16 protein-coding genes and 3 pseudogenes are annotated in these 23,497 nt (G+C 70.7%); 7 read left to right on the top strand and 12 right to left on the bottom strand.

The features are described from left to right. The first annotated feature begins 84 nt into the window (after positions 1-84). Together ACZ5AJ_RS15390 and ACZ5AJ_RS15385 are read left to right on the top strand one after the other, a co-directional pair. Positions 85-252: a hypothetical protein gene (locus ACZ5AJ_RS15390; RefSeq protein ID WP_464135919.1), complete on the top strand. Its 168-nt coding sequence runs from the start codon at positions 85-87 to the stop codon at positions 250-252. Positions 253-391: 139 nt separating this feature from the next. Beyond that, positions 392-1,948 (top strand): SLC13 family permease, encoded by a 1,557-nt coding sequence (locus tag ACZ5AJ_RS15385; protein ID WP_464135918.1) that lies wholly within the window; start codon positions 392-394, stop codon positions 1,946-1,948. A gap of 58 nt (positions 1,949-2,006) precedes the next feature. Here ACZ5AJ_RS15385 and ACZ5AJ_RS15380 read toward each other — a convergent pair whose 3' ends face one another. The 8 genes from ACZ5AJ_RS15380 to ACZ5AJ_RS15345 form a co-directional block, all read right to left on the bottom strand. Next, entirely contained in the window at positions 2,007-2,996 is a 990-nt protein-coding gene (locus tag ACZ5AJ_RS15380) for a LacI family DNA-binding transcriptional regulator (protein ID WP_464138787.1), read from the bottom strand. 30 nt (positions 2,997-3,026) lie between these two features. Beyond that, positions 3,027-4,058, bottom strand: coding sequence for a LacI family DNA-binding transcriptional regulator (locus ACZ5AJ_RS15375; protein WP_464135917.1), 1,032 nt, complete (start codon positions 4,056-4,058; stop codon positions 3,027-3,029). Between the two features lie 228 nt (positions 4,059-4,286). After that, positions 4,287-6,965 (bottom strand): glycosyl hydrolase, encoded by a 2,679-nt coding sequence (locus ACZ5AJ_RS15370; protein WP_464135916.1) that lies wholly within the window; start codon positions 6,963-6,965, stop codon positions 4,287-4,289. Further along, entirely contained in the window at positions 6,962-8,125 is a 1,164-nt protein-coding gene (locus ACZ5AJ_RS15365) for a Gfo/Idh/MocA family protein (protein WP_464135915.1), read from the bottom strand. Before ACZ5AJ_RS15365 ends, ACZ5AJ_RS15370 begins: the two co-directional genes overlap by 4 nt. Further along, complete coding sequence (locus ACZ5AJ_RS15360; RefSeq protein WP_464135914.1) at positions 8,122-9,486, bottom strand: Gfo/Idh/MocA family protein; 1,365 nt, start codon at positions 9,484-9,486, stop codon at positions 8,122-8,124. The genes ACZ5AJ_RS15365 and ACZ5AJ_RS15360 overlap by 4 nt, the downstream gene beginning before the upstream one ends. Before the next feature lie 40 nt (positions 9,487-9,526). After that, positions 9,527-10,441, bottom strand: a complete 915-nt coding sequence (locus ACZ5AJ_RS15355; protein ID WP_464135913.1) for a carbohydrate ABC transporter permease — start codon at positions 10,439-10,441, stop codon at positions 9,527-9,529. Further along, positions 10,434-11,372 carry a carbohydrate ABC transporter permease gene (locus ACZ5AJ_RS15350; protein WP_464135912.1) on the bottom strand — a complete coding sequence of 313 codons (939 nt, stop codon included), beginning with the start codon at positions 11,370-11,372 and terminating at the stop codon, positions 10,434-10,436. The genes ACZ5AJ_RS15355 and ACZ5AJ_RS15350 overlap by 8 nt, the downstream gene beginning before the upstream one ends. Positions 11,373-11,487: 115 nt before the next feature. Further along, positions 11,488-12,789, bottom strand: coding sequence for an ABC transporter substrate-binding protein (locus tag ACZ5AJ_RS15345; RefSeq protein WP_464135911.1), 1,302 nt, complete (start codon positions 12,787-12,789; stop codon positions 11,488-11,490). Positions 12,790-13,298: 509 nt separating this feature from the next. On the opposite strand from ACZ5AJ_RS15345, the gene ACZ5AJ_RS15340 reads away from it, so the two are divergent. Continuing rightward, complete coding sequence (locus ACZ5AJ_RS15340) at positions 13,299-14,387, top strand: Sir2 family NAD-dependent protein deacetylase (protein ID WP_464135910.1); 1,089 nt, start codon at positions 13,299-13,301, stop codon at positions 14,385-14,387. 22 nt (positions 14,388-14,409) lie between these two features. On the opposite strand, the gene ACZ5AJ_RS15335 is transcribed toward ACZ5AJ_RS15340, so the two are convergent. Continuing rightward, the gene (locus ACZ5AJ_RS15335; RefSeq protein ID WP_464135909.1) at positions 14,410-15,294 is read right to left on the bottom strand and encodes a TetR/AcrR family transcriptional regulator; all 885 of its coding nucleotides are present in this window, start codon (positions 15,292-15,294) and stop codon (positions 14,410-14,412) included. Between the two features lie 145 nt (positions 15,295-15,439). On the opposite strand from ACZ5AJ_RS15335, the gene ACZ5AJ_RS15330 reads away from it, so the two are divergent. Then, entirely contained in the window at positions 15,440-16,402 is a 963-nt protein-coding gene (locus ACZ5AJ_RS15330) for an NAD-dependent epimerase/dehydratase family protein (RefSeq protein ID WP_464135908.1), read from the top strand. Positions 16,403-16,562: 160 nt separating this feature from the next. Continuing rightward, a pseudogene (locus ACZ5AJ_RS15325) lies at positions 16,563-17,911 on the top strand (IS1380 family transposase); the annotation flags it as partial. Positions 17,912-18,762: 851 nt separating this feature from the next. Here the strand turns inward: ACZ5AJ_RS15325 and ACZ5AJ_RS15320 are convergent. Continuing rightward, positions 18,763-19,236: a hypothetical protein gene (locus ACZ5AJ_RS15320; RefSeq protein WP_464135907.1), complete on the bottom strand. Its 474-nt coding sequence runs from the start codon at positions 19,234-19,236 to the stop codon at positions 18,763-18,765. A gap of 490 nt (positions 19,237-19,726) precedes the next feature. On the opposite strand from ACZ5AJ_RS15320, the pseudogene ACZ5AJ_RS15315 reads away from it, so the two are divergent. Continuing rightward, positions 19,727-21,011: pseudogene (locus ACZ5AJ_RS15315) on the top strand (IS256 family transposase). A gap of 55 nt (positions 21,012-21,066) precedes the next feature. Next, positions 21,067-21,431: pseudogene (locus ACZ5AJ_RS15310) on the top strand (transposase); the annotation flags it as partial. Between the two features lie 17 nt (positions 21,432-21,448). Here ACZ5AJ_RS15310 and ACZ5AJ_RS15305 read toward each other — a convergent pair. Both ACZ5AJ_RS15305 and ACZ5AJ_RS15300 read right to left on the bottom strand, forming a co-directional pair. After that, a complete protein-coding gene (locus ACZ5AJ_RS15305; RefSeq protein WP_464135906.1) occupies positions 21,449-22,660 on the bottom strand; it encodes a ThiF family adenylyltransferase in 1,212 nt (403 codons plus the stop codon). Next, the gene (locus ACZ5AJ_RS15300; RefSeq protein ID WP_464135905.1) at positions 22,654-23,496 is read right to left on the bottom strand and encodes a thiazole synthase; all 843 of its coding nucleotides are present in this window, start codon (positions 23,494-23,496) and stop codon (positions 22,654-22,656) included. The genes ACZ5AJ_RS15305 and ACZ5AJ_RS15300 overlap by 7 nt, the downstream gene beginning before the upstream one ends. Position 23,497 lies beyond the last annotated feature (1 nt).

Raw genomic sequence — 23,497 nt, 5'->3', positions numbered from 1 at the left:
ACGCCCAATAGCGACTTGGCAGGACGCCCAATAGCGTCTTGGCAAGGCGCCCAATACTGAGTATCATCGCTGGTAGGAGGCCCGATGGCACTGAACCAGATCGACGATGGATACTTGCGCCGCTACGTGGATGACGAGCTCGATGAGCTCCTCCCTCATCTCCGTGCGATCTCCCTCGACGGCCCGCGCGGCGTCGGGAGAATGGGAGCCGCTGGGCGCCGCGCCGTCGTCCCTCTCGCCCTCCTCGGCTGATCTCTCCCCGGCCCGCGCAGGTCCAGGCAGGCAGCGTCCAGGACCTCGGGCTGGACTCGACGGCCCCGGGTGGCATTGAATCAGGGGCGATCACCCTGCTGGTGCCCGCACCCGCCAGCCCGTCGACCCGGAAGGCGCGATGAGTCCCCTGATCATCACGGTCCTCGTGCTCGTCGCCGCCGTCGTGGCGTTCCTCAGCGGGAGGATCTCGCCGCCGCTGGTCGCGCTCGGCGTCGCCCTCGCGCTGTACCTCACCGGGGTCAACGACCTCTCGGCGACCCTCGCCGGATTCGGCGACCCGATCGTCGTGTACATCGCAGGGCTGTTCGTCGTCTCCGAGGCGCTGGATGCGACGGGCGTGACCGCCTGGGCGGGGCAGCAGCTGACCGTGCGGGCCGGGGAGGGTCGCTCCCGCGTGCTGATCGCGATCATGCTGCTGTCCGCCCTGCTCACGGCGTTCATCAGCGTCAACGGGGCGGTGGCGGCGATGCTGCCGGTCGGCGTCGTGCTCGCGGCGCGCACGCGCACCAAGCCCTCTCAGATCCTCATCCCGATGGCCTTCGCCGCACATGCCGGGTCGATGCTCACGCTCCTGGGGTCGCCCGTGAACGTGCTGATCAACGAGCTGTCCGTGGACGCGGGCGGGCGAGCCTTCGGGTTCTTCGAGTTCGCGCTGGTGGGGGTGCCGCTGCTGACCGGGGTGCTGCTCATCTCGCTGCTGCTGGGACCGCGCCTGCTGCCGCAGCGTCAGCCGGAGAACGCGCCGCGGGACCTCAGCCGATACGCCGAGACCCTCGCGAAGGAGCACGGCCTCATGGAGGGCGAGACCGCCCTGTCCACGCACACGGGCGCGATCGAGGTGGTGATCCCGCCGCGCTCGAGCTTCCTGGGCGACGACGTGCATCCGGGGATGATGATGGAGTCGGGCGACCTGGTGGTGACCTCGGTGCAGCGCCGGGGGAAGCCGGTCGAGCATGCCGAGCTCGAGGTCGGCGACGTCCTCGTTCTGCGCGGCGCCTGGGAGGCTCTGGCCCGAGGCACCCGGCACGCCGGCGTGCTGGGGGTCGAGGACCCGGACCTGCTGCGTCGGCAGACGGTCCACCTGGGCCGACGGGCCGCGGTCTCCCTCATCGTGATGGCGATCATGTGCGTCCTGCTCGCGCTGCAGGCGCTGCCGCCGTCGATCATCGTGCTGCTGGCGGCCGGCGCGCTGATGCTGTGCCGCATCGTCTCCTTCGAGCAGGCCCAGCGGTCGATCTCCCTGAGCACCCTCGTGATCGTGGCGGGCATGATCCCGCTGTCCACGGCGATCCAGACCAGCGGGGCCGCCGACCTGCTCTCGCACTGGCTGGTGGACCGCCTCGGCGCGAGCGATCCGCATCTGCTGCTGCTGGGCCTCGTGGTGATCGTGCTGATCCTCGGCCAGTTCGTCAGCAACCTGGCGTCCGTGCTGATCGTCGCCCCGGTCGCGGACGCGGTCGCCTCGACCGCCGGGATCTCGCCGCTGCCGCTCATGATGGGCATCGCCGTCGCCGGCGCCGCCGCCTTCCTGACGCCCGTCGCGACCCCCGGGAACCTCATGATCCAGGATGCCGGCGCCTACCGCTTCGGCGACTACTGGAAGCTGGGCCTGCCCTGCCTGCTCCTGTTCGGCCTGGTCGCCACCGTGCTGGTGCCGGTGATCTGGCCCTTCTGACAGCCCCGACGGCTCCGACGGCTCCGACAGCCCCGCCGGCTCAGCCCGCTCAGCCCGCTCAGCCCGCGCTGGACCCGCGCACGACGAGCTCCGGCTGGAAGGAGACGTGCCGGCGCGGCGCGTCGGACCGCTGGATCTCCTCCTCGAGCAGCGCCAGGGCCGTGCGGCCCATGAGCTCCGCCGGCTGCGAGACCGAGGTCAGCGGCACGATCGTGCTGCGGGCGAACTCGATGTCGTCGTAGCCGACCAGGGCGATCTCCTCGGGCATCGCCACCTGGTGCTGGTAGGCGAAGGCCTGCATGACGCCGACGGCGAGGAGGTCGTTGACGCAGAAGATCCCGTCGGGCCGCTCGGCGCGCGAGCGCGCGGCGATCTGCTCGCCGGCGTCCCGGCCGGCGAGGACGCCGAGGGCGTCGGCCTCGATCACCTCGAGCTCGAGACCGGCCTCGGCGGCGGCGCGGCGGGCCCCGTCGAGACGGGCGGCGACCTGGTGGAGCTCTGGGCGGGCGAGCAGCATCGCGATGCGCCGTCGGCCCTGGTCGACGAGATGGCGCACGGCCATGGCGCCGCCCGCGGCGTCGTCGACCGAGACCGAGGAGCCGCCACCCGCGGGACGCTCATGCTCGACCATCACCACGGGGGTCCCGCGACGGCGGACCGCGGCGATCAGCTCGGCATGGCCACCGGTCGAGGCCAGCAGGATGCCGCGCACCCGCTGCTCCTCGAACAGCGAGAGGTACATCCGCTCGCGGTCCTCGTCATGGGAGGAGCTGCCGACGATCACGGCGAGGCTCGAGGCCTCCGCGGCGGCCTCCATGCCGCGGGCGAGCTGCGCATAGAACGGGTTCCCGGAGTCCAGCACGATCGCGCCGACGGTGCTCGAGCGCCCCACCTTCAGCTGTCGCGCGGCGTCGTTGCGCACGTACCCGAGCTCCTGGATGACGGCCTCGACGCGTGCGCGGCGGTCCGGGGAGACGATGTCGGGCCGGTTCAGGACGTTCGAGACGGTGCCGACGGACACGCCCGCGGCTCTGGCGACGTCCTTCATCCCGATGGGTCGTGTGCTCACGGCCCGAACCTACCCCAGCGCAGCCCCTCCCGACGCGCGATCCGGAGCAGCGGCCTGCGGCGATGGACCCGGACGTCGGGCGGTCGACCCCCGCGCCACGAAGTCGGTCTCGAAGCGCCAGCGCACACCGCCCTCCTGTGCGGGATCGGCGACCAGAGCATCGATCCCGGCCGCGCCCATCTCGTAGCGGGGCACGCGCACGGTGCTCAGCGCCGGATCCGCGATCGCCGCGAACTCGATGTCGTCCCAGCCCACGACGCTGAGATCCTGGGGGACGCGGAAGCCGGTCTCCCGCAGCCGGGCGATCAGCCCGAGCGCCATGACGTCGTTGTAGACGAGCACGGCGCCCACGTCGGCGAGCAGGACGGGCTCGGCCGCCGCCCGTCCGCCGTCGGTCGTCGGGGCGAAGGCGCCGACGTCGACGACCTCGAGGCCCAGCTCCTCGGCGACCTCGAGCGCCGCCACCCGCCGACGGATGTCGGAGTGGCTGGCCTCCGGTCCGCCGACCAGGCCGATCCGGCGATGGCCGAGCGCGACGAGATGCCGCAGCGCCCCCCGCACGCCCGTCACGGCATCCGCCGAGACCGCCGGGAGCGTGGCGTGAGTGCGGTTGACGAGGGTGATCCTGGTCAGCCGGGAGGCGGCGTCGAGACTGTCGTCGTCCATGCGGGGCGAGCACAGCAGCACGCCGTCGACCTGCGAGGCGAGGGTCCGCACGAGCGGCAGCTCGCCCTCGGGGGTCTCCTCGGCGTCGGCCAGCAGCAGCTGCACGCCATGGTGGCGGGCACGCGCCTGCGCCCCCTTCAGCACCGCCGGGTAGAAGGGGTTCAGCAGATCCGGGACGACGACCCCGAGCACGCCCGTCCGCCCCGTGATCAGGGTGCGGGCCGAGCGGTTCACGGTGTAGCCGAGGTCCGCGGCGGCCTGCTGGACGCGATCGCGCGTCGCCGGCAGCACCATCTCCGGCCGCTGCAGCGCCCGGGAGGCCGTCGCGACGGAGACCTCGGCGCGCGCGGCGACGTCGCGCAGAGTGATCGCCATACCGTCGCCCTCCTCACGCTCGTCGCCTGCGCAACTTTTGCACAGAATCGGCGGATGCGCCAGAGGGGAGGCGATGCCGCACGCCGTAGTTATGCAATCGTTTGCGTGATGCACGGCATCGGCTGCGTGAGGATCCTACGACCCGGCGGGGGACGCCGGCCCGGCCCTCCGGCATCACAGTTCGATACCATCGGTACTCAGGGCTTCGGTCGCACGACGCGCGGCGCCTCAGCGGATGCGGATCCGTCGCAGCCTCGGCGCACGCGGGATGCCGTGCCCGACGCCGTCGAGCGCCCGATCGAGCTGCTGCACCTGGAACCTCTCGCCGTAGGCCTCGTGCGTGGCGCGAACGGTGCCGGCGAGGTGCTCGTCGGCGGCGAGGGCGGGGGCCGCGGTACCGTGCACCTCGAGGCGCAGGAGGCTGCGGCCGGGGAGCAGATGGTCGGTGAGGTCGAGCGTGAAGGGGGCGTCCCAGAGCACCCCGACCTGCACCGGCGAGGCTCCGCGGCCGCCCACGGAGACGACGGCGATCTCCCGCACCGGGGAGGCGACCTCGACGCGGTACCCGTCGGCGTCCGCGGGGCGCGGGGCCGGCGTGCACGGTCCGAGATCGAGGACGATCCGGGCCCCGGGCGCGAACCAGGACTCGTCGAGGTCGAGCACGATCTCGCGGACGTCCCGCCCTCCCGCGGCCGCTGGCCCCTCCCCCTGCAGCGCATCCAGCACGAGCTCCGCGCCGTCCTCGGGAGCCGGGGCGCCGACGCGCGGTGCCGGCCCGTCCGTCCCCACCAGCACGATCGCCTGGTAGGGATGGAGGGTCACCGGGAGGGCCCCGTCGACGCAGTGCACCGGGCGGGCCCCGCCGTCGGCCGCGTCCCAGATCTCCCAGCGTCCGCGATCGGTGCGGGGCCCGAGACGCAGGGTGCGGATCTCCGGGCCGGTGTTCGCGACGAAGAGCAGATCGCCGTCCTCGAAGCGGCGGTGGACGACACCGATCTCCCCACCGCCTCCCGTGATGTCCAGGGGCGGGGCGGTGACCGCGCGGAGCGCCTCGACCAGTCCCTCCGCATCAGCGGGAGCGTGCAGGACCGTGCCGCCGAGCTCCCGGAAGCGCTCGACGAGGGCACGGGTCCTCTCGGGCATGCGCATGGCACCGGGGATCACGAGGATCCGCGGGGCGGTGATCCGGCCGGCGAGCTGGTCGACGAGCTGGGCGAGGGCCCGGTCGTCGACGGCGTCGACGTCGTAGCCGGCGCGTCGGATCGCTGCGGGGACGTCCTCGCCGATGAGGTCGCGGCAGGTCCGCCAGAGGTCCAGACCGCCGGCGATGCCGGGTGCCCCGGAGTCGGGTTCGTGCCGCGGACGGCCGCCCGCGGCTCCGTCGGAGGCGAAGGGGTCGGTGCCCGCGCAGGCGTCGTCGTACGGCAGCAGCAGGGCGACGTCGGCGGCGGGCTCGCCGTGGCGCAGCCACCAGCACAGGCGCGTGAGATAGGCGCTGAGCTGCGGCATCGCCGGCCACCAGGGGTTGCGGTCGTCCAGCGCACCGGCGGCGTAGAACACCCATCCCAGACCCTCGGCGTCGGGCGGCGAGTACGGCCAGCCGTGGCCGACGAACTGGTCGATCCCCAGCAGCAGATGCTCGTGCGCCTCCCCCTTGAGGTCCATCGGGGTGGCGCGGAAGGAGGGCGAATGCACCCAGGTCCACACCTCCGAGGAGACGATCCGCCTCCCGGCGCGGTGCGCGGCCGACGATGCCCAGCGGGTCTGCGTCAGCCCCGTCCAGCCGCAGCCCTCGCCCTCGATGAGGTCGGCCCCGGCCTGCGCGCTGAGCGTGATCGGCGGCTGCCCGTATCCCTGCAGCCGGAAGCGGACGCCGTGCTCGGCGGCCCAGGCGCGGCAGGTCGCCACGAACTCCTCCTCGACGAGCTCGGAGAGGGTGCGGCCGACGTCGATGCGCAGCCGCTCGCTGCTCGGGGCGCCCGGCCCCGGACCGTCGCCGCCGCTCCCCGTCCCGCTCTCGCCCGGCAGGTCGACGACCAGTCGATGCAGATGCGGCAGCAGCTCGTACCCGCGGCGGGCCCGGAACTCCTCGGGCAGGCGCGGTGTCCGGTCGGCGCGGTAGACCTCGAGGCTGTCGCAGAAGACGGAGCCCAGCAGCTCGGCGGGGACGGCGCCGAGCAGGGCCTCGCCCACGGTCTCGAGGTGGGCGCGGGTCGCCTCCGCCGAGAGATGGTCGAGCACATATCCCTCGGCCCCGTGCGCGGCGCGCTTGACCTGCTGCCCGGTCGGCTCCGACCAGGCGATCAGCACGGTGCGGGGTCCTCGGCCGACGGGGATGCGCAGGCGCCGAGCGGCGCTCGCCGCCCCGTCGGCCGGCCGGCCGGACGGCTCCAGCGCGGACGGATCCAGCGCGGCCGGCTCCAGAGCGAGCGGCTCCCAGGCCGACGGAGGGAAGCCGTCGCCGAGGAAGGCGGCGACGGGCTCGACGCCGGGCCACGGGGAGACCAGGTCGAGGTCGAAGGCCTCGGTGGGCAGGTCCCGCCGCTCCCAGCGCAGGCAGCGGGAGGCATGCTCGGGGCCGATGTGCGGGCCGCCGTAGGACCAGCCGCTGCCGAGGGTGACGTCGAAGCGGAGGCCGAGCTCGCGAGCGGTCCCGGCGGCGTGCCGGAGCGCCCCGAGCAGGGGCTCGTCGAGGAACCTTCCGGCGCCCGGACGCATCGGATGCACGAAGGAGACCTCGACGCCGCCGAGGCCGGCCGCGGCCATGGCTCGCAGCTCGCGGTCGATCTCGGCGGTCTCCACATCGGGACCGAACCACCACCAGCGCATGAGCGGGCGGGCCTCGGGGACCGTCTCCCCGAGGCCCGCCCTCAGGCTCGCGAGCGAGTCCGCCGTCGTCGGGCTCACGGCGTCCAGGTGCTGACGGCGTCCTCGCGGGCCCAGCCGACCCCGATCTCGCTGAACGGCCGACCGGCCTCGAGGGCCCGGGCGAGGACCTCGCGGATGTCGTGGACGACGGGATGCGCGGCATCGCCCTCCCCCACCCAGTCCACGTGCTCGGCATCGATCGGCAGGGGGTCCGGGACCGACTGGATGGCCTCGAGCACGGCGCTGAAGGCACCGGTGGAGGCGAGCGGGCTGATGAGCGTCTCACGGCGGTCGCGCACGTGCGCGAGCAGGTTCTCCACCAGATCGGTGCGCTCGTAGCGGCTGGTGGTGACGGTGCCGTCGGCCTCGCGGGCCTCGGAGCGGTCCTCCGTGTAGAACAGCCGCAGGGTCCCTCCGGAGGCGACGACCTCGACCCACGGGGCGCCCTGCTCGGGCGAGGTCGTGGTCAGCGCCGCGATGACCGAGGGGCCGTCGCCCGTCGGCTCGATGCGCAGGAAGCTCGTGTCGTCGGCCTCGATGTCGTGGGCGCGGCGCAGCTCGGTCGTCACCTGGGCGACGTCCTCGACGCGGGTCATGCCGGCGGCGGCGAGCCCCGCGTGCACGGCGTGCGCGAGGGGGTTCGTGGCGACGCCGTCGGCGACCCGGTGCCCGTCCAGGCGCCGCCTGCCGGCCCAGCGGGAGCGCCGGTAGTAGGCGCGGTCGCGGGTCCAGGCGCCGAAGACGTGCACCGCGGAGACCTCGCCGAGGGTCTCGTGGACGACGGTCTCGCGCAGCTCGTCGACGCCCGCTCCGCCGCGCGCCTGGAAGCCGACCTGGACGGAGCGCTCGGCCGCGCGCGCGGCGTCGAGCAGCACCTGGTGGTCGGTGAGCGAGGGCACCGGCGGTTTCTCGAGGTAGACGTCGCAGCCGGCCGCGAGCGCGGTCAGGGCGAGCGGCACGTGGGTGTCGATCGGGGTCGCGATGATGACGACCTCGGGCGCCTCGTCGCCGTCGAGCGCCGCCAGCAGGTCCTCGAGGGAGGCGTGGTGGATCGACCGCAGCTCCTCCGGGGGCTCGGCGACGTCGACGACGCCGACCAGGCGGGCGAGGCCGTCGTCGGCGAGCCGCTCGAGGTTCGCGCGATGGATGCGCCCGTACCCGTGGGTGCCGACCAGGGCGACCCGCACCGGTGCGCTCATGCGCGGACCCCTTCGGCCGCGGCGGCGGGCCGACGGGACAGGTCGATGCCCAGGTGCTCGCGCACGTCGACGGGCTGGCCCGTCTCGAGGGAGCGGTTGCCGCAGACGCCGACGGCGATCGCGCGCAGGCCGTCGTAGTGGTCGGAGGGACGGCCCAGGTCGTCCACCACCGGGCCGACGAACACGTCGCGCAGCAGCAGCGCGTCGCCGCCGCCGTGACCGCCCTCGCCCTGCGGGATCACGACCTCGCGGGCGGGCTCGAAGTGGCGCTGCACGACGAGGCGCTCGCCGCGCTCGCGGGCACCCGCATCCGCCGAGGTCACGGCGACGGCGCTGGGATCGAGGTGGGTGCCGCCGGACTCGCCCGCGGCGCGGGGCTCCACCTCGGCGCGCTCGACGACCTCCAGCTCGGCGCGGCCGCGGGTGCCGTTGACCGCGACCCGGTAGCCCTCCCACGGGCAGTGGGCGTTGAGCGCATAGGTGAGGACGGTCCCGCCGGTGTAGTCGACGATCGCCGTGAGGTTGTCCTCGGTGGTGATGCCGAATCCGAAGACGGACTGGTCGCGGCGGTACCCGTCGTGCTGCTCGGCGTCGTAGTAGAGCGACTTCAGCCGCTCGTCCTCGCGCAGGTCGAGCTCGAAGTCGTCGTGGGCCCCCTCGTGGGTGCCACGCTCGGGCAGCTCGGCGCGGCCCTGGGCGCGCGCGTTGTCGGCGCCGTAGAACCGCAGACCGCCGCGCGCGTACACCCGGGAGGGGACGTCGGAGGTCCACCAGTTGACGAGGTCGAAGTGGTGGGAGGACTTGTGGACGAACAGCCCGCCGGAGTTGGTCTTGTCGCGGTGCCAGCGACGGAAGTAGTCGGCGCCGTGCTGCGTGTCGAGCACCCACTCGAAGTTCACGGAGACCACCTCGCCGATCTCGCCGGAGGCGATGACCTGCTTGAGGGCGGTGTTGCGGGGGCTGTAGCGGTAGTTGAAGGTCACGACGACCTCACGGCCGGTGCGCTGGACGGCGTCCTCGATCCGTCGGGCGCTGTCGGCGTCGATCGTCAGAGGCTTCTCGACGACGACGTCGGCCCCGGCCTCGAGCGCGCGCACCACGTGCTCGGCGTGGAAGCGGTCGGGGGTCGTGACGATCACCCGGTCGACCTGCAGGTCGCGGATGATCTCCTCGAGCTGCTCGGGTCCGGCCAGGCGGACGTCCGCGAAGGCCTCGTGGTGATCGCGGTGGTATTCGCGGCGGACGGGATTGGTGTCGAGCAGGGCGACCAGCTCGGCGACATCGGCGTGGGCGCCGGCGATCGCGTCGAGGTACATCTGGGCCCGATGCCCGGAGCCGATGAGGGCGTAGCGCGTGCGCATGGTGCGGTGTCTCTCCAGGGTTGGTGGTGGGGACGGAGGGTCACTTGATGCCGGTGGTGGCGAAGCCCCTGACGAGGAACTTCTGGCCGACCAGGAACACGATGAACAGCGGGATCAGGGAGACGATCGACATCGCGAACATCGCACCCCAGTCCGAGGAGCCCTGCGTGTCCAGGAACTGCTTGAGCGCCAGCGGCACGGTGAAGTTCTCCGGCGTGGTCAGGTAGATGAGGGAGCCGAAGAAGTCGTTCCACATCCACATGAAGGTGAAGATCGTGGTCGTCGCGAGCGCCGGCAGCATGAGCGGCAGGATCACCCGGAAGAAGATCCGGAAATGGCCGCAGCCGTCGATGCGGGCCGCCTCGTCGAGCTCGCGCGGGATGCCGCGGATGAACTGGACCATGAGGAACACGAAGAACGCGTCGGTCGCCAGGAACTTCGGCAGGATCAGCGGGAGCATCGTGTTCACCCAGCCGGTCTGGCTGAACATGATGTACTGCGGGACGATCACGACGTGGATCGGGAGCATCAGCGTCATCAGCATGATGGCGAAGGCGACGTTGCGCCCCCAGAACCTCAGCCGCGCGAACGCATAGGCGGTCAGCGAGCAGGCGATCAGATTGCCGACCACGCACCCGAGCACCAGCAGCGTCGAGTTGATCAGATAGTGCGAGAAGGGCTGGGACAGGGCGTTCCAGCCGCGCTCGTAGTTGGAGAAGTCCAGGCTGATGGGGAAGAGGCTGGGATTGCGGAAGATCTCGTCGTTGGGGCGCAGCGAGGAGACGAGCATCCACAGCAGCGGATAGACCATCGCGAGGCTCGCGACGATCAGCACGGCATGGCGCAGGAAGCGTCGGCCCAGCCTGCGGGGCCGCTGACGGGTCTCGACGACGGGACGATCGGCCGGCCCTGCAGGGCTGTCGGCCAGTGCGGTGGAGCGGGAGAGATCAGTCATCGTAGAACACCCAGAACTTGGAGAGGATGAAGTTGATGGCCGTGAAGATCGCGACGATGATCAGCAGCAGCCAGGCCATCGCGGAGGCGTAGCCCATGTCGAACTGGGTGAAGCCCTTGATGTAGAGGTACAGCGTGTAGAACATCGTCGAGTCGGACGGCCCTCCGTTCCCTCCGGAGACCACGAACGCCTGCGTGAACGACTGGAACGCATTGATGACCTGCAGCACCACGTTGAAGAAGATGATCGGGGTCAGCAGCGGGAGCGTGATCCGGAAGAACTGCGCGATCTTCGATGCGCCGTCGACCGATGCCGCCTCGTAGTACATGCCGGGGATCTGCCGCAGGCCCGCGAGGAAGATGATCATCGGCGAGCCGAAGGTCCACACGTGCAGCAGGATGATCGTGCCGAGCGCCGTGTCCGGGTTCGAGACCCAGCCGGGCATCCCGGTGAAGCCGAGCATCTCGAGGATCTGGTTGATCAGACCGTTCGCGCCGAACATCTGGCGCCACAGGATCGAGATGGCGACCGATCCGCCCAGCAGGGAGGGCAGGTAGAACACCGAGCGGTAGAAGGCGAGGCCCTTCATGCCCTGGTTCAGCAGCACGGCCAGCAGCAGCGCGGCGATGAGCTGCAGCGGGGTGCCCACCAGCACGTAGATGAAGGTGACCTTGAGGGAGTTGTGCAGCCGGGTGTCGGACAGCATCTGACGGAAGTTGTCCAGGCCCACCCATTCCGGCGGGGCCAGCAGGCTGTAGTCGGTGAACGACAGGTACAGCGAGGCGATCATCGGGATCAGCGTGATGCCCAGGAAGCCGACCAGCCAGGGCAGCATGAACACCAGGCCCGCCCGGTTGTCGGGGTGCTTCTCCTTCGCACCCCCCTTCGTGCGGTTCTTGGCCATGCTCGTGAGCTCGCCGAGTGCGCTCATGAGGTGCCTCCCTTCGTGGTTTCGTGCGGTCGATGGTGGTGTCGGGGATCAGGCGGCGGCGTCCCGGGCACGGGCACGACGGAAGTGCCCGTGCCCGGGACGGCGATGTCGCCGATCAGGCGAGCGCCTGCTCGAGCTCGTCGAGGACGCGCTGGCCGGCCTCCTCGGCCGTGATGCTCCCGAAGAGCATGTCCTCGCCGGCGCGGCTGAGGATGTCCTCGAACTCGCCGCCGCCCTGCGGAGTGATCTCCGGGGCATCGCCCAGCTCGGACTCGATCGCGTCGAGGTAGTCGACCGCCTTCGTGTTGGCCTCGTCGAGCTCGGCGACGACGGCCTCGCGCACGGTCAGGTTGCCGGGGACGCCGCGCTCGACGAGCGTGATCTTCCCGGCGTCGGGCGAGTTCACGAGGAAGTCCACGAACTTCACCGCGGCCTCGGGGTTCTGCGTGGTCGAGGCGACCGACCAGTACATCGAGGCCTTGTACCAGAGCTGCGCGTCGGAGGCGGAGCCGGTCATCGACGGCGGGCGCAGCACCGTGACGCCACCGTCGATGAGGGCGTCGTGCGCGACGACCTGGTTGGACCAGACCATCGTCAGACCGATGCGGTCGGTCGCGAACAGCGACTGGTCCATCGCAGCACCCGAGTCCTCGACCGAGGTGGAGGCGTCGGGGCAGGCGCCGGTCTCCTGGAGCTTCTGCGCGAACTCGAACAGGCTGGTCGCGGTCGCGGCGTCGAAGCCGGGCGCGCCGTCCTTGTACTGGTCCTGGCCCTTCTGCCGCATCCACACCTGGAACACGGCCTGGACCGTGGCGATCTGGGTCATGCCGTAGACGCCGTCGTCGGTGTTCTCCGAGATCTTCTGGGCGATGTCGACCATGTCGTCCCAGGTCCAGGTGGTGTCGTCGGGGATGTCGACCCCGGCGGCCTCGAAGACGTGGGGGTTGGCGATCATGGCCACGGCGTTCAGGCCGGCGTTGATGGCCAGCAGGCCCTTGTCGGGGACCTCGCCGACCTCGACCGATCCCTCGGCGAAGTCGTCGGTGTTCAGCCCGGCCTCGCGCAGGTCCAGCAGGACTCCGCGATCGCCGTACTCGGAGAGGTACTTCTCGTCCATCTGGATGATGTCGGGGGTCTCGCCGCCGGCGACCTGGGTGGCCAGCTTGTCCCAGTAGCCGCTCCACTCACCGGGCTCGAGCGAGATGCTGATCGATTCGTCGACGTCCTTGAACGCCTCGACGACCTGCTCGGTCATCTCATTGCGGGTGGGGTTGCCCCACCAGGCCAGACGCAGCGACGCCGAGCCGTCGCCGCCGCTGTCGTCACCCCCGGAGGAGGCGTTGGGACCACAGGCGGCGAGGCCGGCGAGGCCGGGCACCGCGAGACCGAGGGCGAGGGCATGCCGTCGAGAGAACATCAGATCTCCTTTGATCCAGGTGGGGGACGTGAGCCGCAAGGGGGAGTCGGTGGGAACTGCGAGTCGGGCTGTGTCGGGCTGTGAGGGACTGCCTGTCGGTGCTGCGAGGCGGCGCTGCTGCGCCGATGAGCGGCGGGCCGAGGATCCCGACGCTGGGATCCTCGAGGGCCGGGCAGACGCTCGTGACGCCGTGCAACCCGGTTGCCGCACATTATGAATGGTTTCATCGACGATTCGCGGTGGTGCCGCCGCACGCCGCGGACACGGGGTGGCGCTCCGGTCCAGCACCCCTAGGAAAGCGCTTGACGATGTCCGTGTCAATTCCGTTCATCAGCCCGGGACCATGGCGTGACCGCCTTGTGATCACTACTGGGCGTTCACCGGCAGTCCGATCCATCCATCGGTCCGCCCGCCCGCCTGCCTGCCGGTCCGCCCGCCGGCCCTCTCCCCCGCCTCCTGTCCCGCCGTCGGTCCTCGCCGGGCGCCGCCGTCGGCCCTACGCTGGGAGGATGAACGGGTCCACGGACGGGGAGGCGGCGAGCCGGTTCACCGCGGCCGACGTCGGACGCTGGTTCTCCACCGCCGCGAGCCCCGCCGAGGACCGCCCCCGGTCGGGCCGTCACGCCGCCGTCGGCGGGCGGGAGCACCCTGAGCCGACGGAGGGCCCCGACGGCCCGCGGCATCGCCCCACGCACCGCGGCCTGCCTCGCGCGACCCCCTGGGGTCCCGTCGAAGGAGGCCGCTACGGCCTCGTGAGCCCTCCGGAGCAGGTCCAGGCTGCGCTCGACCTGCTGCGCGGGCGGCCGACGGCGGTGCTGACGGGCGCGGGAATGTCCACCGGCTCGGGCCTGCCGGACTATCGCGGACCCGACGCCGTGCCCCGCTCCCCCATGACCTACCAGGAGTTCGTCGGCTCCGACCTCTCCCGTCGGCGCTACTGGGCACGCTCGACGGTCGGCTGGACCCAGTTCCGACGGGCGGCGCCGAACCCGGGCCATCGGCTGCTCGCCCGCCTCGCCGAGCATCACAGCCTCCCCCTCCTCCCGACGACCGCGGTGATCACCCAGAACGTCGACGGCCTGCATCAGGCGGCGGGCTCGGACCCGGTCATCGACCTGCACGGACGGCTCGACCGGGTGCGCTGCCTCGGCTGCGACGCGCTGTGGTCGCGCGAGCGCCTGCACGAGCGGATGCTCTCCATGAACCCTGCGGTCGCCCGCGACCTGCCCGCTCTCGCAGCCGACGCCGCCCAGGCGCCCGACGGCGACGCCGAGGTCGACCGCACCAGCAGCTTCCGCTACCCGGACTGCCCGCTGTGCGGGGGGATGCTCAAGCCCGACGTCGTCTTCTTCGGGGAGTCCGCACGGCGCGAGGTCGTGACCTCGGCCTTCGACGCGCTCACCCGCGCCCAGGGGCTGCTGGTGCTGGGGTCGAGCCTGACGGTGCAGTCAGGGCTGCGGTTCGTGCGGTCGGCCGTCCGCGACGGACGACGCGTCGTCATCGTCAACGACGGCCCCACCCGCGGCGACGACATCGCCGACGCCCGCATCCACGGCCGCCTGGAGTCCGTGCTCGCCGCCTGGCTCGCCTCCGCCTGAACCGGGCCCCGCGGCCCGGCGCTCACAGCAGCTCGGAGAGCACCGTCAGCTGCGCCCGCAGGACGGCCTCGCCCAGCGGTCCGGTCTCCGGGCCGTACTGCCCGGTGAGCTCGGCGGAGACCAGGCCGACGAGCGAGCTCCACAGGACCGTCGCGCGCAGCATCGCCGCCGGGGAGAGCTCGATCCCCAGGTCCCGTGCACCGTCCTCGAGGACCTCGAGGAGCGCCGGATCGAACGACGGATCGCGGAGCGAATCCTGGGCTCGACCGCGGGCCGTGCTCGCGCCGCCCTCCGCGCCGGCGGCCGCACCGCCCATCCCGCCGGCACCGGCGGCGGCGTCGGCGTCGGCGTCGGCGTCGGCGTCGGCCACGATCTGCACCAGGCGGGCGATCACACGGACCCCCGGTCCGACTGTGTCGCGGGGCGCCGCATAGCCGCGCACCGGCGTCCCATATAGCAGCGCCCACCGGGAGGGATGGGCGATGGCCCAGGCGCGCAGCGCGAGCGCGAGCGTCACCAGCCGATCCTCCGCACCAGCCCCGCCAGCCCCACCTGCCTCATCTGCCTCACCGGCCGGAGAGTCATCATCCAGCGCGGCGTCGACGGCGTCGGCGAGGTCGTCGAAGGCGCTGACGAGCAGTAGCGTCAGCAGCTCATCACGACTGGCGACATAGCGGTAGATCGCCGAGGAGACCATACCGAGCCCTCGCGCGACCTCGCGCAGGCTCAGCCCCTCGGGCCCGTGCTGATCGAGCTGAGCGTTCCCGAGCTCGACGATCCGCTGCATGGTCCGGGCCCGCGCTCGGGCTCGCGGGCCTGTCGGCTCCGTCGGCCCCGCCGGGTCCGGCAGCTCCGCCGCGCCTGCGGCGTCCGGTGGTTCCGCGGCATCCGCAGTGGTCGTGTCCATGAGGCCATGATGCCAGAACCGAGAGCACTGCTCTTGACGTCGGACCGAGAGCAGTGTTCACTCTTCGTGGACCCATTCAGAGAGCAGTGCTCACACTTCAGAGCGTCCCGCGCTCGGAGCCTGCGCATCGTCGGAGGAGACGGACATGCATCACCTGCTGATCGGTGAGGGACAGATCGGACGCGAGATCCTCGAGCAGGCGCTCGCGGCCGGGGACACGGTGACCGTGCTGCGCCGCAGCGCGGTCACGGACGGCGAGCGGCCGGGCCTGACCAGGGTGCGCGGGGACGTCCTGGACAGCGCCGTCCTGGAGCGTGCGGCCGACGGCGCCGACGCGATCCACGCCTGCTTCCATGCGCCCTACGACGTGCGGATCTGGCGTCGGGAGCTGCCCGTCCGGGAGCGCTCGGTGCTGGACACGGCCGCTGAGCTCGACCTCCCCGTCGTGTTCCCCGAGTCGATGTACGCCTTCCTCGGCGATGCCGAGGATCTGCACGAGGACGCCCCCTTCAGTCCGCGGGACCCCAAGGGCGAGGTGCGCGCCGGACTGCTGCACGCACGGCGGGAGCATGCGGCGCGCACGCTGAGCATCGTCGCCTCCGACCTCCTGGGCCCCACCTCGGTGGGGACCGGCGCCTCGGTCGCGGGGAGCCTCGTGATCGAGCCGATCGTCGCCGGCCGACGGGTGATCGCTCCCGCCGCCCTCGATGCTTCCCATTCGCTGACCTTCACCCCCGATCTGGCCCGCGCGATGCTGCATGCCGCCCGGCATGCGGACCGGCTCCCGGCCGACGGCATCCTCCATGCGCCGACGGCCGCGCCCCGCAGCCTGCGGGAGCTGGCCGCGCGCACCGGTCGCAGCCTGGAGGCGGAGCGGTCGGCACGGCCGCGTGCCCCGTGGTCGATCCCGAGGGCAGCCCTGAGGGCGGCGTCCCCGTTCAGCACGATGATGCGCGAGATCGCCGACATCGGGGACCTCTGGTACCGCCCGTGCCGTCTCGCCCCCGGGATCCTCACGATCGAGGAGGGGCTGACGGCGACGAGCTGGGAGGACGCGGTCGACGAGACCGTCGCCGCGACCCTCCGCTCCGCTCGCGCGACCGCCTAGCCTCGAGATTTCATTGGGGTGTGATCTCGGCGGGTGCGCAGCACTGCAAAAGGCGCTCCTGAGCTGGGAAGATGCGGGGTGCTGAAGCTCGTATCGGTCCACAGGAAGGAGCACCTTTCAGGTGTCCCACCCTTCCTTATTCTTCTCCCCTCGTCCGCGTATGGACGTCGCCGCGGTGCCGGCGGTCTCGCATGCGGGTACGGTGCTGCTGACCGACACGCTCAGCGCCACGGGCCTTCCCGGGGTGTTGCGGGAGGCGTTGGAGCCGTGGACGAGACCGCTGGCCGAGCACCACGCGGCGAAGGTCCTGCTGGACCTCGCACTCCCGCTCGCGATCGGTGGGGAAGTTCGCCTCCGATACCGATCTGCTGCGGTGCGGACCATGGCTGTTCGGGCCCGTCGCCTCGACCCCGACGATCTCCCGCATGCTCACCACGCTCGCCGAGAACGCGCCCGCCGTGATCGCAGCGATCTCCCGGGTCCGCCGCACCGCGCGCGAACGAGCCTGAGCCCTGACCGGGAACGACTCTCCAGCTACGGGAGTGAGTGCGAAGGATCCGCTGGTCATCGACCTCGACGCCACCCTCGTGAATGTTCATAGCGAGAAGGAGCGGGCCGCATCCACGTTCACGAAGGGGTTCGGGTATCACCCGTTGTGCGCGTTCCTCGACCACGGCAGCGACGGGACCGGGGAGCCCCTGGCGATCCAGCTGCGGCCCGGCTATGCGGGCTCGAACACGGCTGCCGATCACATCACCGTCACCCAGGCCGCGCTCGCTCAGTTCCCGCCGAGTCTGCTGGGCCGGGCCGGGCGGGGGTCGAAGAAGGTCCTGATTCGCACCGATGGAGCCGGTGGCACCAAAGACTTCCTGGCCTGGCTGACGAGGCGGTGTCTGGCCTACTCGGTCGGGTTCCCCCTCCCCGCGTACGCTCCTGCACTGCTGAAACGCCTCGATGAGGCGAAGGCGTGGACCCCCGCCTACGACACCGAGGGCGGGATCCGCGACGGAGCGTTCGTGGCTGAGCTGACCGGGCTGCTGAACCTCTCCGACTGGCCTGCGGGGATGCGGGTGATCGTCCGGAAGGAATGGCCCCACCCCGGCGCGCAGCTACGGGTCACCGACCATCAGGGGATGCGGATCACCGCGTTCGCCACCAACACGACCAGAGGCCAGCTCCCGACCCTGGAGCTGCGGCACCGCCGCCGTGCCCGCTGCGAGGACCGGATCCGGGGCGCCAAGGACCTGGGGTTGGCGAGGTTCCCGCTGCAGGGCTTCGCGCAGAACCAGATCTGGACCCAGGTCGTCCAGCTCGCCGGCGAGCTCGTCGCCCGGATGCAGATGATCGCTCTGACCAGCACTGAGGCGAGACGATGGGAGCCCAAACGACTCCACGCGGTTGTTCAGGATCCCCGCGACGCTTGTCAGACGCAGTCGAGCCATGGTCGTCCATCTCGCCCAGCACGCCCCCGAAGCCCGCACCATCCTGACCGGCGTGAGCAAGCTCCGTACGGCCGTCACCCAGACCTGACCCGCCAACACCACCTGTCCCCTACGACCAGCAGCAGCTTCTTCTCGGGAGTGGAACCCGGGCCGCCCGCAACGGACACTGCAACGGTCCGTCACACCCCGATGCAAGAATCACGCCACGAGAACCGGTGACGACGCTGGGTCGACCCCGCTCACCGACTCCATGAGAGATCGAGGTTAACCACGGAACGGAACCCAGGGCGCTTCAAGATGTCACCTATCGGTACGGCAGTCCCCACCCACGCCACCCGTGCACCTCACCGCCCCCTGCCGACCGGGAATGCTGCTCCCATAATATACCACCATCCATTCTTGCTGACCATCTGCGCAAACTGAGAGGCGAGTGGCCGAGGCGGCTCTGCCGCCAAAGGACTTCGCCGCCGAGCACCCCGTTCACCGGGAGCGCGTCGACGCACACAGGAAGCGACTAAATTATGATTTCAGTGCTAGTCAGTGATTCTAGGTCAAACCTGTCAACAGGGGCATTCAAGAAAACATACTCCTGGCGGCGATCCATGCTATCAGAAATCCAGGATCGCGCCTCGCTGACCGACAAGAACACTCGCTCAGGGGAAGGGTCGCGGTACACATCTTCCCCCCATAGCCCTTTGCGTACGGCGATGACGACGGAACTCACGGCATCGCCTGGAGGTCCATTGGGGACCGCGAAGGCCTCCCAGTGTATTCCGGAATCAGGGTTTTCACGCTCGCACTTCAACGCCTTAGCCTCACTAAAGGTGGCGCCAACAATCGGCCTGTCAGGGCCAAACGCTGTAGATGACGCGGCGACCACCTCTCGAAATACGATATAAACACGGCGAGACTTTCGCTTCATGCGTGACATTCCAGCTCCATCTGGCTGACCGGAGCATTGCCGATGGCGTAATAGGTCTCACCCTTGTAAACAATCACTCCCTTGGTATGGCCGGACCACCAGTGCTTGGGAGACTTCTTGGGGCAAAGAAAAGAGGTGCCCTTACTGCTCAACGCTGCCTCACCTCTATTTACATTAGAGGTTCCCTCCGTCGGCACAATATCCCTCCAGTAAATACCCTCCTTCATCTTGAGTCGCATATAGTGGGTGATAGAGGTGACTCGGACATCGCATTTCGTGTACGACCTAAATCCGACAGAATTGTAGTTCGAGGATTTGCGAAAATGAACCCCCTGGACTTCTAGCGAGCAAGGTCCATACTTTACCTTTGCGGCACGCGCGGCCGGAGAGCTTGGGTTCTTCTCTCCTTCGTCCATCTCTTCGAAAATTTTATCTGCTTCAGCCTGCGAGTCTGCCTGGATATACCTCACCGAAGTCAGAACCTCGGGGCGACCTTCGCCTCCGCCGTCCGACGGTTCAGCCCGAGCCGGAGGCGCTGCTAGCGAGAGCAGTACGGCAACTACGAACGTGAATGCCAGCAGTCGAGCCGGGTACGAAGCTCGCCGCTCACGAAGGTTTCGAGTACCAGAACTATGGATTGAGGTGAAGGGTCTGAAACTCACATAATGACTATGCCAGTCTCACGGCCAGACAGGGCTGGGCGAATGCAACGAATATGTAACGATCTGCGCAACCGACCGACTCCTTGAGATTGGATATTGCAATATACAACGCCTTGGATTGCCTTCGGATGCGCAGCGTGGTGACGACGACCTCGCTACGGCTCCTACAGCTGCGGAGAGAGTTGAGTCCCCGATAGTGGTGTAGCGCGGTGGCCCGTGATCGTCCCGGACAAGGACGCGGCCACCGTGTGATCCTTCGAGTGAACCTCTCACAGCACTCTCGAACGGAGTCATCACGATGACCGCTCCCCACATTGTCCACCCTACCGGCCTGCTCGGTGAAGCCCCGGCCGAAGCATCCCCGGACCTGATGCGCAGCCGGCTCCAGAACGTGATCAACACCCTGCTCCCCGCGGACGCGGACGCTATCACCGGCGCGGAATACGGCCGCCCCAGCCCGGGACAATCTGCGCAGCGCAACGGCTACCGCCACCGCGACATCGACGCCCGTGTGGGCACGATCGACGTCGCGATCCCCGAGCTCCGCACCGGCACCTGCTTCCCGAATGGCTGCTCGAACGTCGCAAGCGCGCCGAGCCCGCACTGATCACGGTCGTCGCGGACTGCTGCCTCGCCGGTCTCTCCACCCGCCGCATGGCTCCCCAGATGCACGCTCCGCGCACATAGCATCCGGGCCCCAGCTCGTCAGAACCCTCGGCATCGACGGGCTCTCCCGCTCCCAGGTCTCCCGCATGGCCAGCGAGCTCGACGAACAGGTCAAGACGTTCCGCCACCGCCCACTCGGCGAGGCCGGCCCGTTCACGTTCGTCGCCGCAGACGCACTGACGATGAAGGTCCGCGAGGGCGGACGCGTCATCAACGCGGTCGTGCTGGTCGCGACCGGGGTGAACAACGACGGGCACCGCGAATGCCTCGGGATGCAGGTCGCGACCAGCGAGACCGCAGCAGCATGGAATACGTTCTTCGCCGACCTCGTCGCCCGCGGCCTGACAGGGGTGCGTCTGGTGACTTCCGATGCCCACCGAGGCCTGGTCGAGTCGATCGCAGCGAACCTGCCCGGCACCGCCTGGCAGCGCTGCCGCACCCACTACGCGGCAAACCTGATGAGCACCTGCCCGAAAGCGGCCTGGCCAGCGGTGAAGGCCGGTCTTCACGCCGTCTATGACCAGCCCGACGCGGCGTCTGTGAACGACCAGTTCGACCGGCTGCTGGAACAGACCAGCGAGCGTCTGCCCGAGGTCGCCGACCACCTCGCCGCCGCGCGCGGGGACGTCCTCGCGTTCACCGCGTTCCCCAAGGAGGTCTGGCGACAGAACCGGTCGAACAACCCCCAAGAACGCCTCAACCGCGAGATCCGTCGCCGCACGGACGCCGTCTCGATCTTCCCGACCCGTGGGGCGATCACCCGCCTGGTCGGCGCAGTCCTGGCCGAGCAGACCGATGAATGGCTCGAAGGGCGCCGCTACCTCAGCCTCGACGTCCTCCGCCGCTCCCAGCTCCACCTCATCACCACCCCGGAGGTGACCGCCACAGCCCAGCCCGCACCCTCCCTGACCGCCTGAACCACCGAACCCGAAGAATCCGACCGCTACACCACTACCCGGGACTTGACCGCCGCTGCTCGCGAAGAGCGGCATCGGACCCGTGACTGCCGCCATATGCCTCACCGCATGGCCCCATGACCGCCGGGGCGTTCCGAGGCCACGTCTGCTGCTCTGGCCGGCGCAGGCCCCATCCCGGCGTCTTCGGGCAAGGCCGTCCGCCACCGCCTCAACAGTGGTGTCGATGTACATCTGAACCGGGCCCTGCACATCGCCGTCCTCACCCGCATGACGCATGACCCGGAGACTCGGGCCTACACCGAGCGACGAGGAACCAGAGGCTGCACCACCAAGGAGATCCGCCGCTGCTTGAAGCGCGGTCTCGCCCGCCAGATCTGCCTGATCCTCAACGCCGCCGAGCCAGCCATCAGCCCGGTCTGACGAGCACCGAAGGATCCCTACCACTCGCCTCCCGCTCCGACGGACCCAGCAGACCCAGCCGCCCAGGCGGAGTAGCCGCCGTCGAGGTGGCGCAGCCGCCCCTCGCGCAGGCTCCACGCGGGCCGGAGCCGCTCGAGGGCCTGCGCGGAGCGGACCCCGCCCTGGCAGTACAGGACGACCTCGCCGCCGCCGACGCCGCCGGGCAGGGCCTTCTCCCCCTGCTCGAGGAGCACGCCGAGGGGGATGTTCACGGCGCCCTCGATCGCGCCGGCCTGCACCTCCCACGGCTCGCGCACGTCGATCAGGGTCATCCCCGCACCCCCGTCGCCGGCGCCGCCCTCAGCCCCTCCGCCGCCGAGCAGGGCGCGCAGGGCGGGGACGTCGAGGGTCTCGTCGGGAGCCGGGCCCCCGATGCGGCAGGCGGGATCCGCAGCAGGCGGGATCGACACCTCGGTCGCGGCCGGGCGCGCGGGATCGCGCTCGATGCGCAGGGTGCGGGTGGTGGAGGTGTCCTCGTCCCACAGCACGAGCCGCCCGACGAGCGGATCGCCCGTGCCGGTGACCAGCTGGATCACCTGCGAGGCCATGATCGTGCCGATCAGGCCCGGCAGGGTGCCGATGACCCCCGCCTCCGCGCAGGAAGGCGCCTCGCCGGGGGCGGGCGGCTCGGGGAACACGTCCCGGTAGTGAGCGCCGCGGCCCGGCCAGAACACGCTCACCTGCCCGTGGTGGCGCAGGATCGCGCCCCAGACGACGGGCACGCCGGTGATCTCGCTGGCGTCGGCGACGAGATACCGGGTGGCGAAGTTGTCGGCCCCGTCGAGGACCAGGTCGTAGCCGCGCAGCAGCTCCACGACGTTGTCGGGGCCGAGGCGCACGCGGTGGGTCTCGATGCGGACGTCGGGGTTGATGCGGGCGACCGCCGCGGCCGCGGAGTCGACCTTGGGCGTGCCCAGCACGTCGGTGCCGTGGATGACCTGGCGGTGCAGGTTGGAGAGGTCCACGACGTCGTCGTCGACGATGCCGAGGGTGCCGATGCCCGCCCCCGCGAGGTACTGCAGGGCAGGGGTCCCGAGCCCTCCGGCGCCGATGACCAGCACGCGCGCGTTCCCGAGGCGGCGCTGCCCCAGCGTGCCGATGCGCGCGAGGGTGATCTGGCGGCGGAAGCGCTCGATCTGGGCGGGGGTCAGCTCGGGCCCGGGCTCGACCAGCGGAGGGAGGCTCACCATGACTCGGCCTCCCGTCCGCGAGGGGCGTCGGCGGCGACGGCGGCGACGGGGTCGATCAGGCCGTCGAAGGCCGAGGAGGCGCGGGCGAGACGACGCCGCGGGATGCGCCCGGCGAGCGCAGCGGAGCGCCCCGCGCGGACGGCAAGGTCCATGGCGCGGGCCATCGCCTCGGGGTCCTGGGCGCGGGTCACGGCGGAGGCGGCGAGGACCGCCGAGCAGCCCAGCTCCATGGCGAGCGCCGCATCGGAGGCCGTGCCGATGCCGGCGTCGAGGACGACGGGCACGCCGGCGCGCTCGCAGATCAGCTCGATGCTGTGGGGGTTCAGGATGCCCAGGCCGGTGCCGATCGGCGATCCCAGCGGCATGACGGCGGCCGCTCCCGCGTCCTCGAGCCGACGGGCCAGGGCGGGGTCGTCGGTCGTGTACGGCAGGACCGTGAAGCCGCGGCGGACCAGCTGCTCGGTGGCCTCGAGCAGCTCGATCCCGTCGGGCAGGAGGGTGTCCTCGTCGGCGATGACCTCGAGCTTGATCCAGTCGGTCTCGAGGGCCTCGCGGGCCAGCTCGGCGGTGAGGATCGCGTCGCGGGCGCTGTAGCAGCCGGCGGTGTTGGGCAGCACGCGGATGCCGAGGCGCCGGATCATGGCGAACACGGAGTTGCCGGTCTCGGCGGAGAAGCGGCGCATGGCGACGGTGGTCAGGGCGGTCCCGGAGGCGACCAGCGCCCGTTCGAGGGCGGCCAGGTCGGTCGCGCCCCCGGTCCCCATGATCAGGCGCGAGGAGAGCGGCTCCCCGGCGATGACCAGAGGATCCTCGGTCAGGACGGCGGTGGTGCCCATG

Source organism: Brachybacterium zhongshanense (assembly GCF_055385755.1).
Note: the sequence above shows the minus strand (reverse complement) of the source record. Positions and strands in the feature narration are given on the sequence as shown.

Bases quoted from the DNA above. Each gene is read 5' to 3' on its own strand.
- ACZ5AJ_RS15330 (WP_464135908.1), top strand. From the start codon at position 15,440: ATGCATCACCTGCTGATCGGTGAGGGACAGATCGGACGCGAGATCCTC.
- ACZ5AJ_RS15350 (WP_464135912.1), bottom strand. From the start codon at position 11,372: ATGAGCGCACTCGGCGAGCTCACGAGCATGGCCAAGAACCGCACGAAG.
- ACZ5AJ_RS15355 (WP_464135913.1), bottom strand. From the start codon at position 10,441: ATGACTGATCTCTCCCGCTCCACCGCACTGGCCGACAGCCCTGCAGGG.
- ACZ5AJ_RS15365 (WP_464135915.1), bottom strand. From the start codon at position 8,125: ATGAGCGCACCGGTGCGGGTCGCCCTGGTCGGCACCCACGGGTACGGG.
- ACZ5AJ_RS15390 (WP_464135919.1), top strand. From the start codon at position 85: ATGGCACTGAACCAGATCGACGATGGATACTTGCGCCGCTACGTGGAT.
- ACZ5AJ_RS15380 (WP_464138787.1), bottom strand. From the start codon at position 2,996: ATGAAGGACGTCGCCAGAGCCGCGGGCGTGTCCGTCGGCACCGTCTCG.
- ACZ5AJ_RS15305 (WP_464135906.1), bottom strand. From the start codon at position 22,660: ATGGTGAGCCTCCCTCCGCTGGTCGAGCCCGGGCCCGAGCTGACCCCC.
- ACZ5AJ_RS15335 (WP_464135909.1), bottom strand. From the start codon at position 15,294: ATGGACACGACCACTGCGGATGCCGCGGAACCACCGGACGCCGCAGGC.
- ACZ5AJ_RS15385 (WP_464135918.1), top strand. From the start codon at position 392: ATGAGTCCCCTGATCATCACGGTCCTCGTGCTCGTCGCCGCCGTCGTG.
- ACZ5AJ_RS15300 (WP_464135905.1), bottom strand. From the start codon at position 23,496: ATGGGCACCACCGCCGTCCTGACCGAGGATCCTCTGGTCATCGCCGGG.
- ACZ5AJ_RS15340 (WP_464135910.1), top strand. From the start codon at position 13,299: ATGAACGGGTCCACGGACGGGGAGGCGGCGAGCCGGTTCACCGCGGCC.
- ACZ5AJ_RS15360 (WP_464135914.1), bottom strand. From the start codon at position 9,486: ATGCGCACGCGCTACGCCCTCATCGGCTCCGGGCATCGGGCCCAGATG.
- ACZ5AJ_RS15375 (WP_464135917.1), bottom strand. From the start codon at position 4,058: ATGGCGATCACTCTGCGCGACGTCGCCGCGCGCGCCGAGGTCTCCGTC.
- ACZ5AJ_RS15345 (WP_464135911.1), bottom strand. From the start codon at position 12,789: ATGTTCTCTCGACGGCATGCCCTCGCCCTCGGTCTCGCGGTGCCCGGC.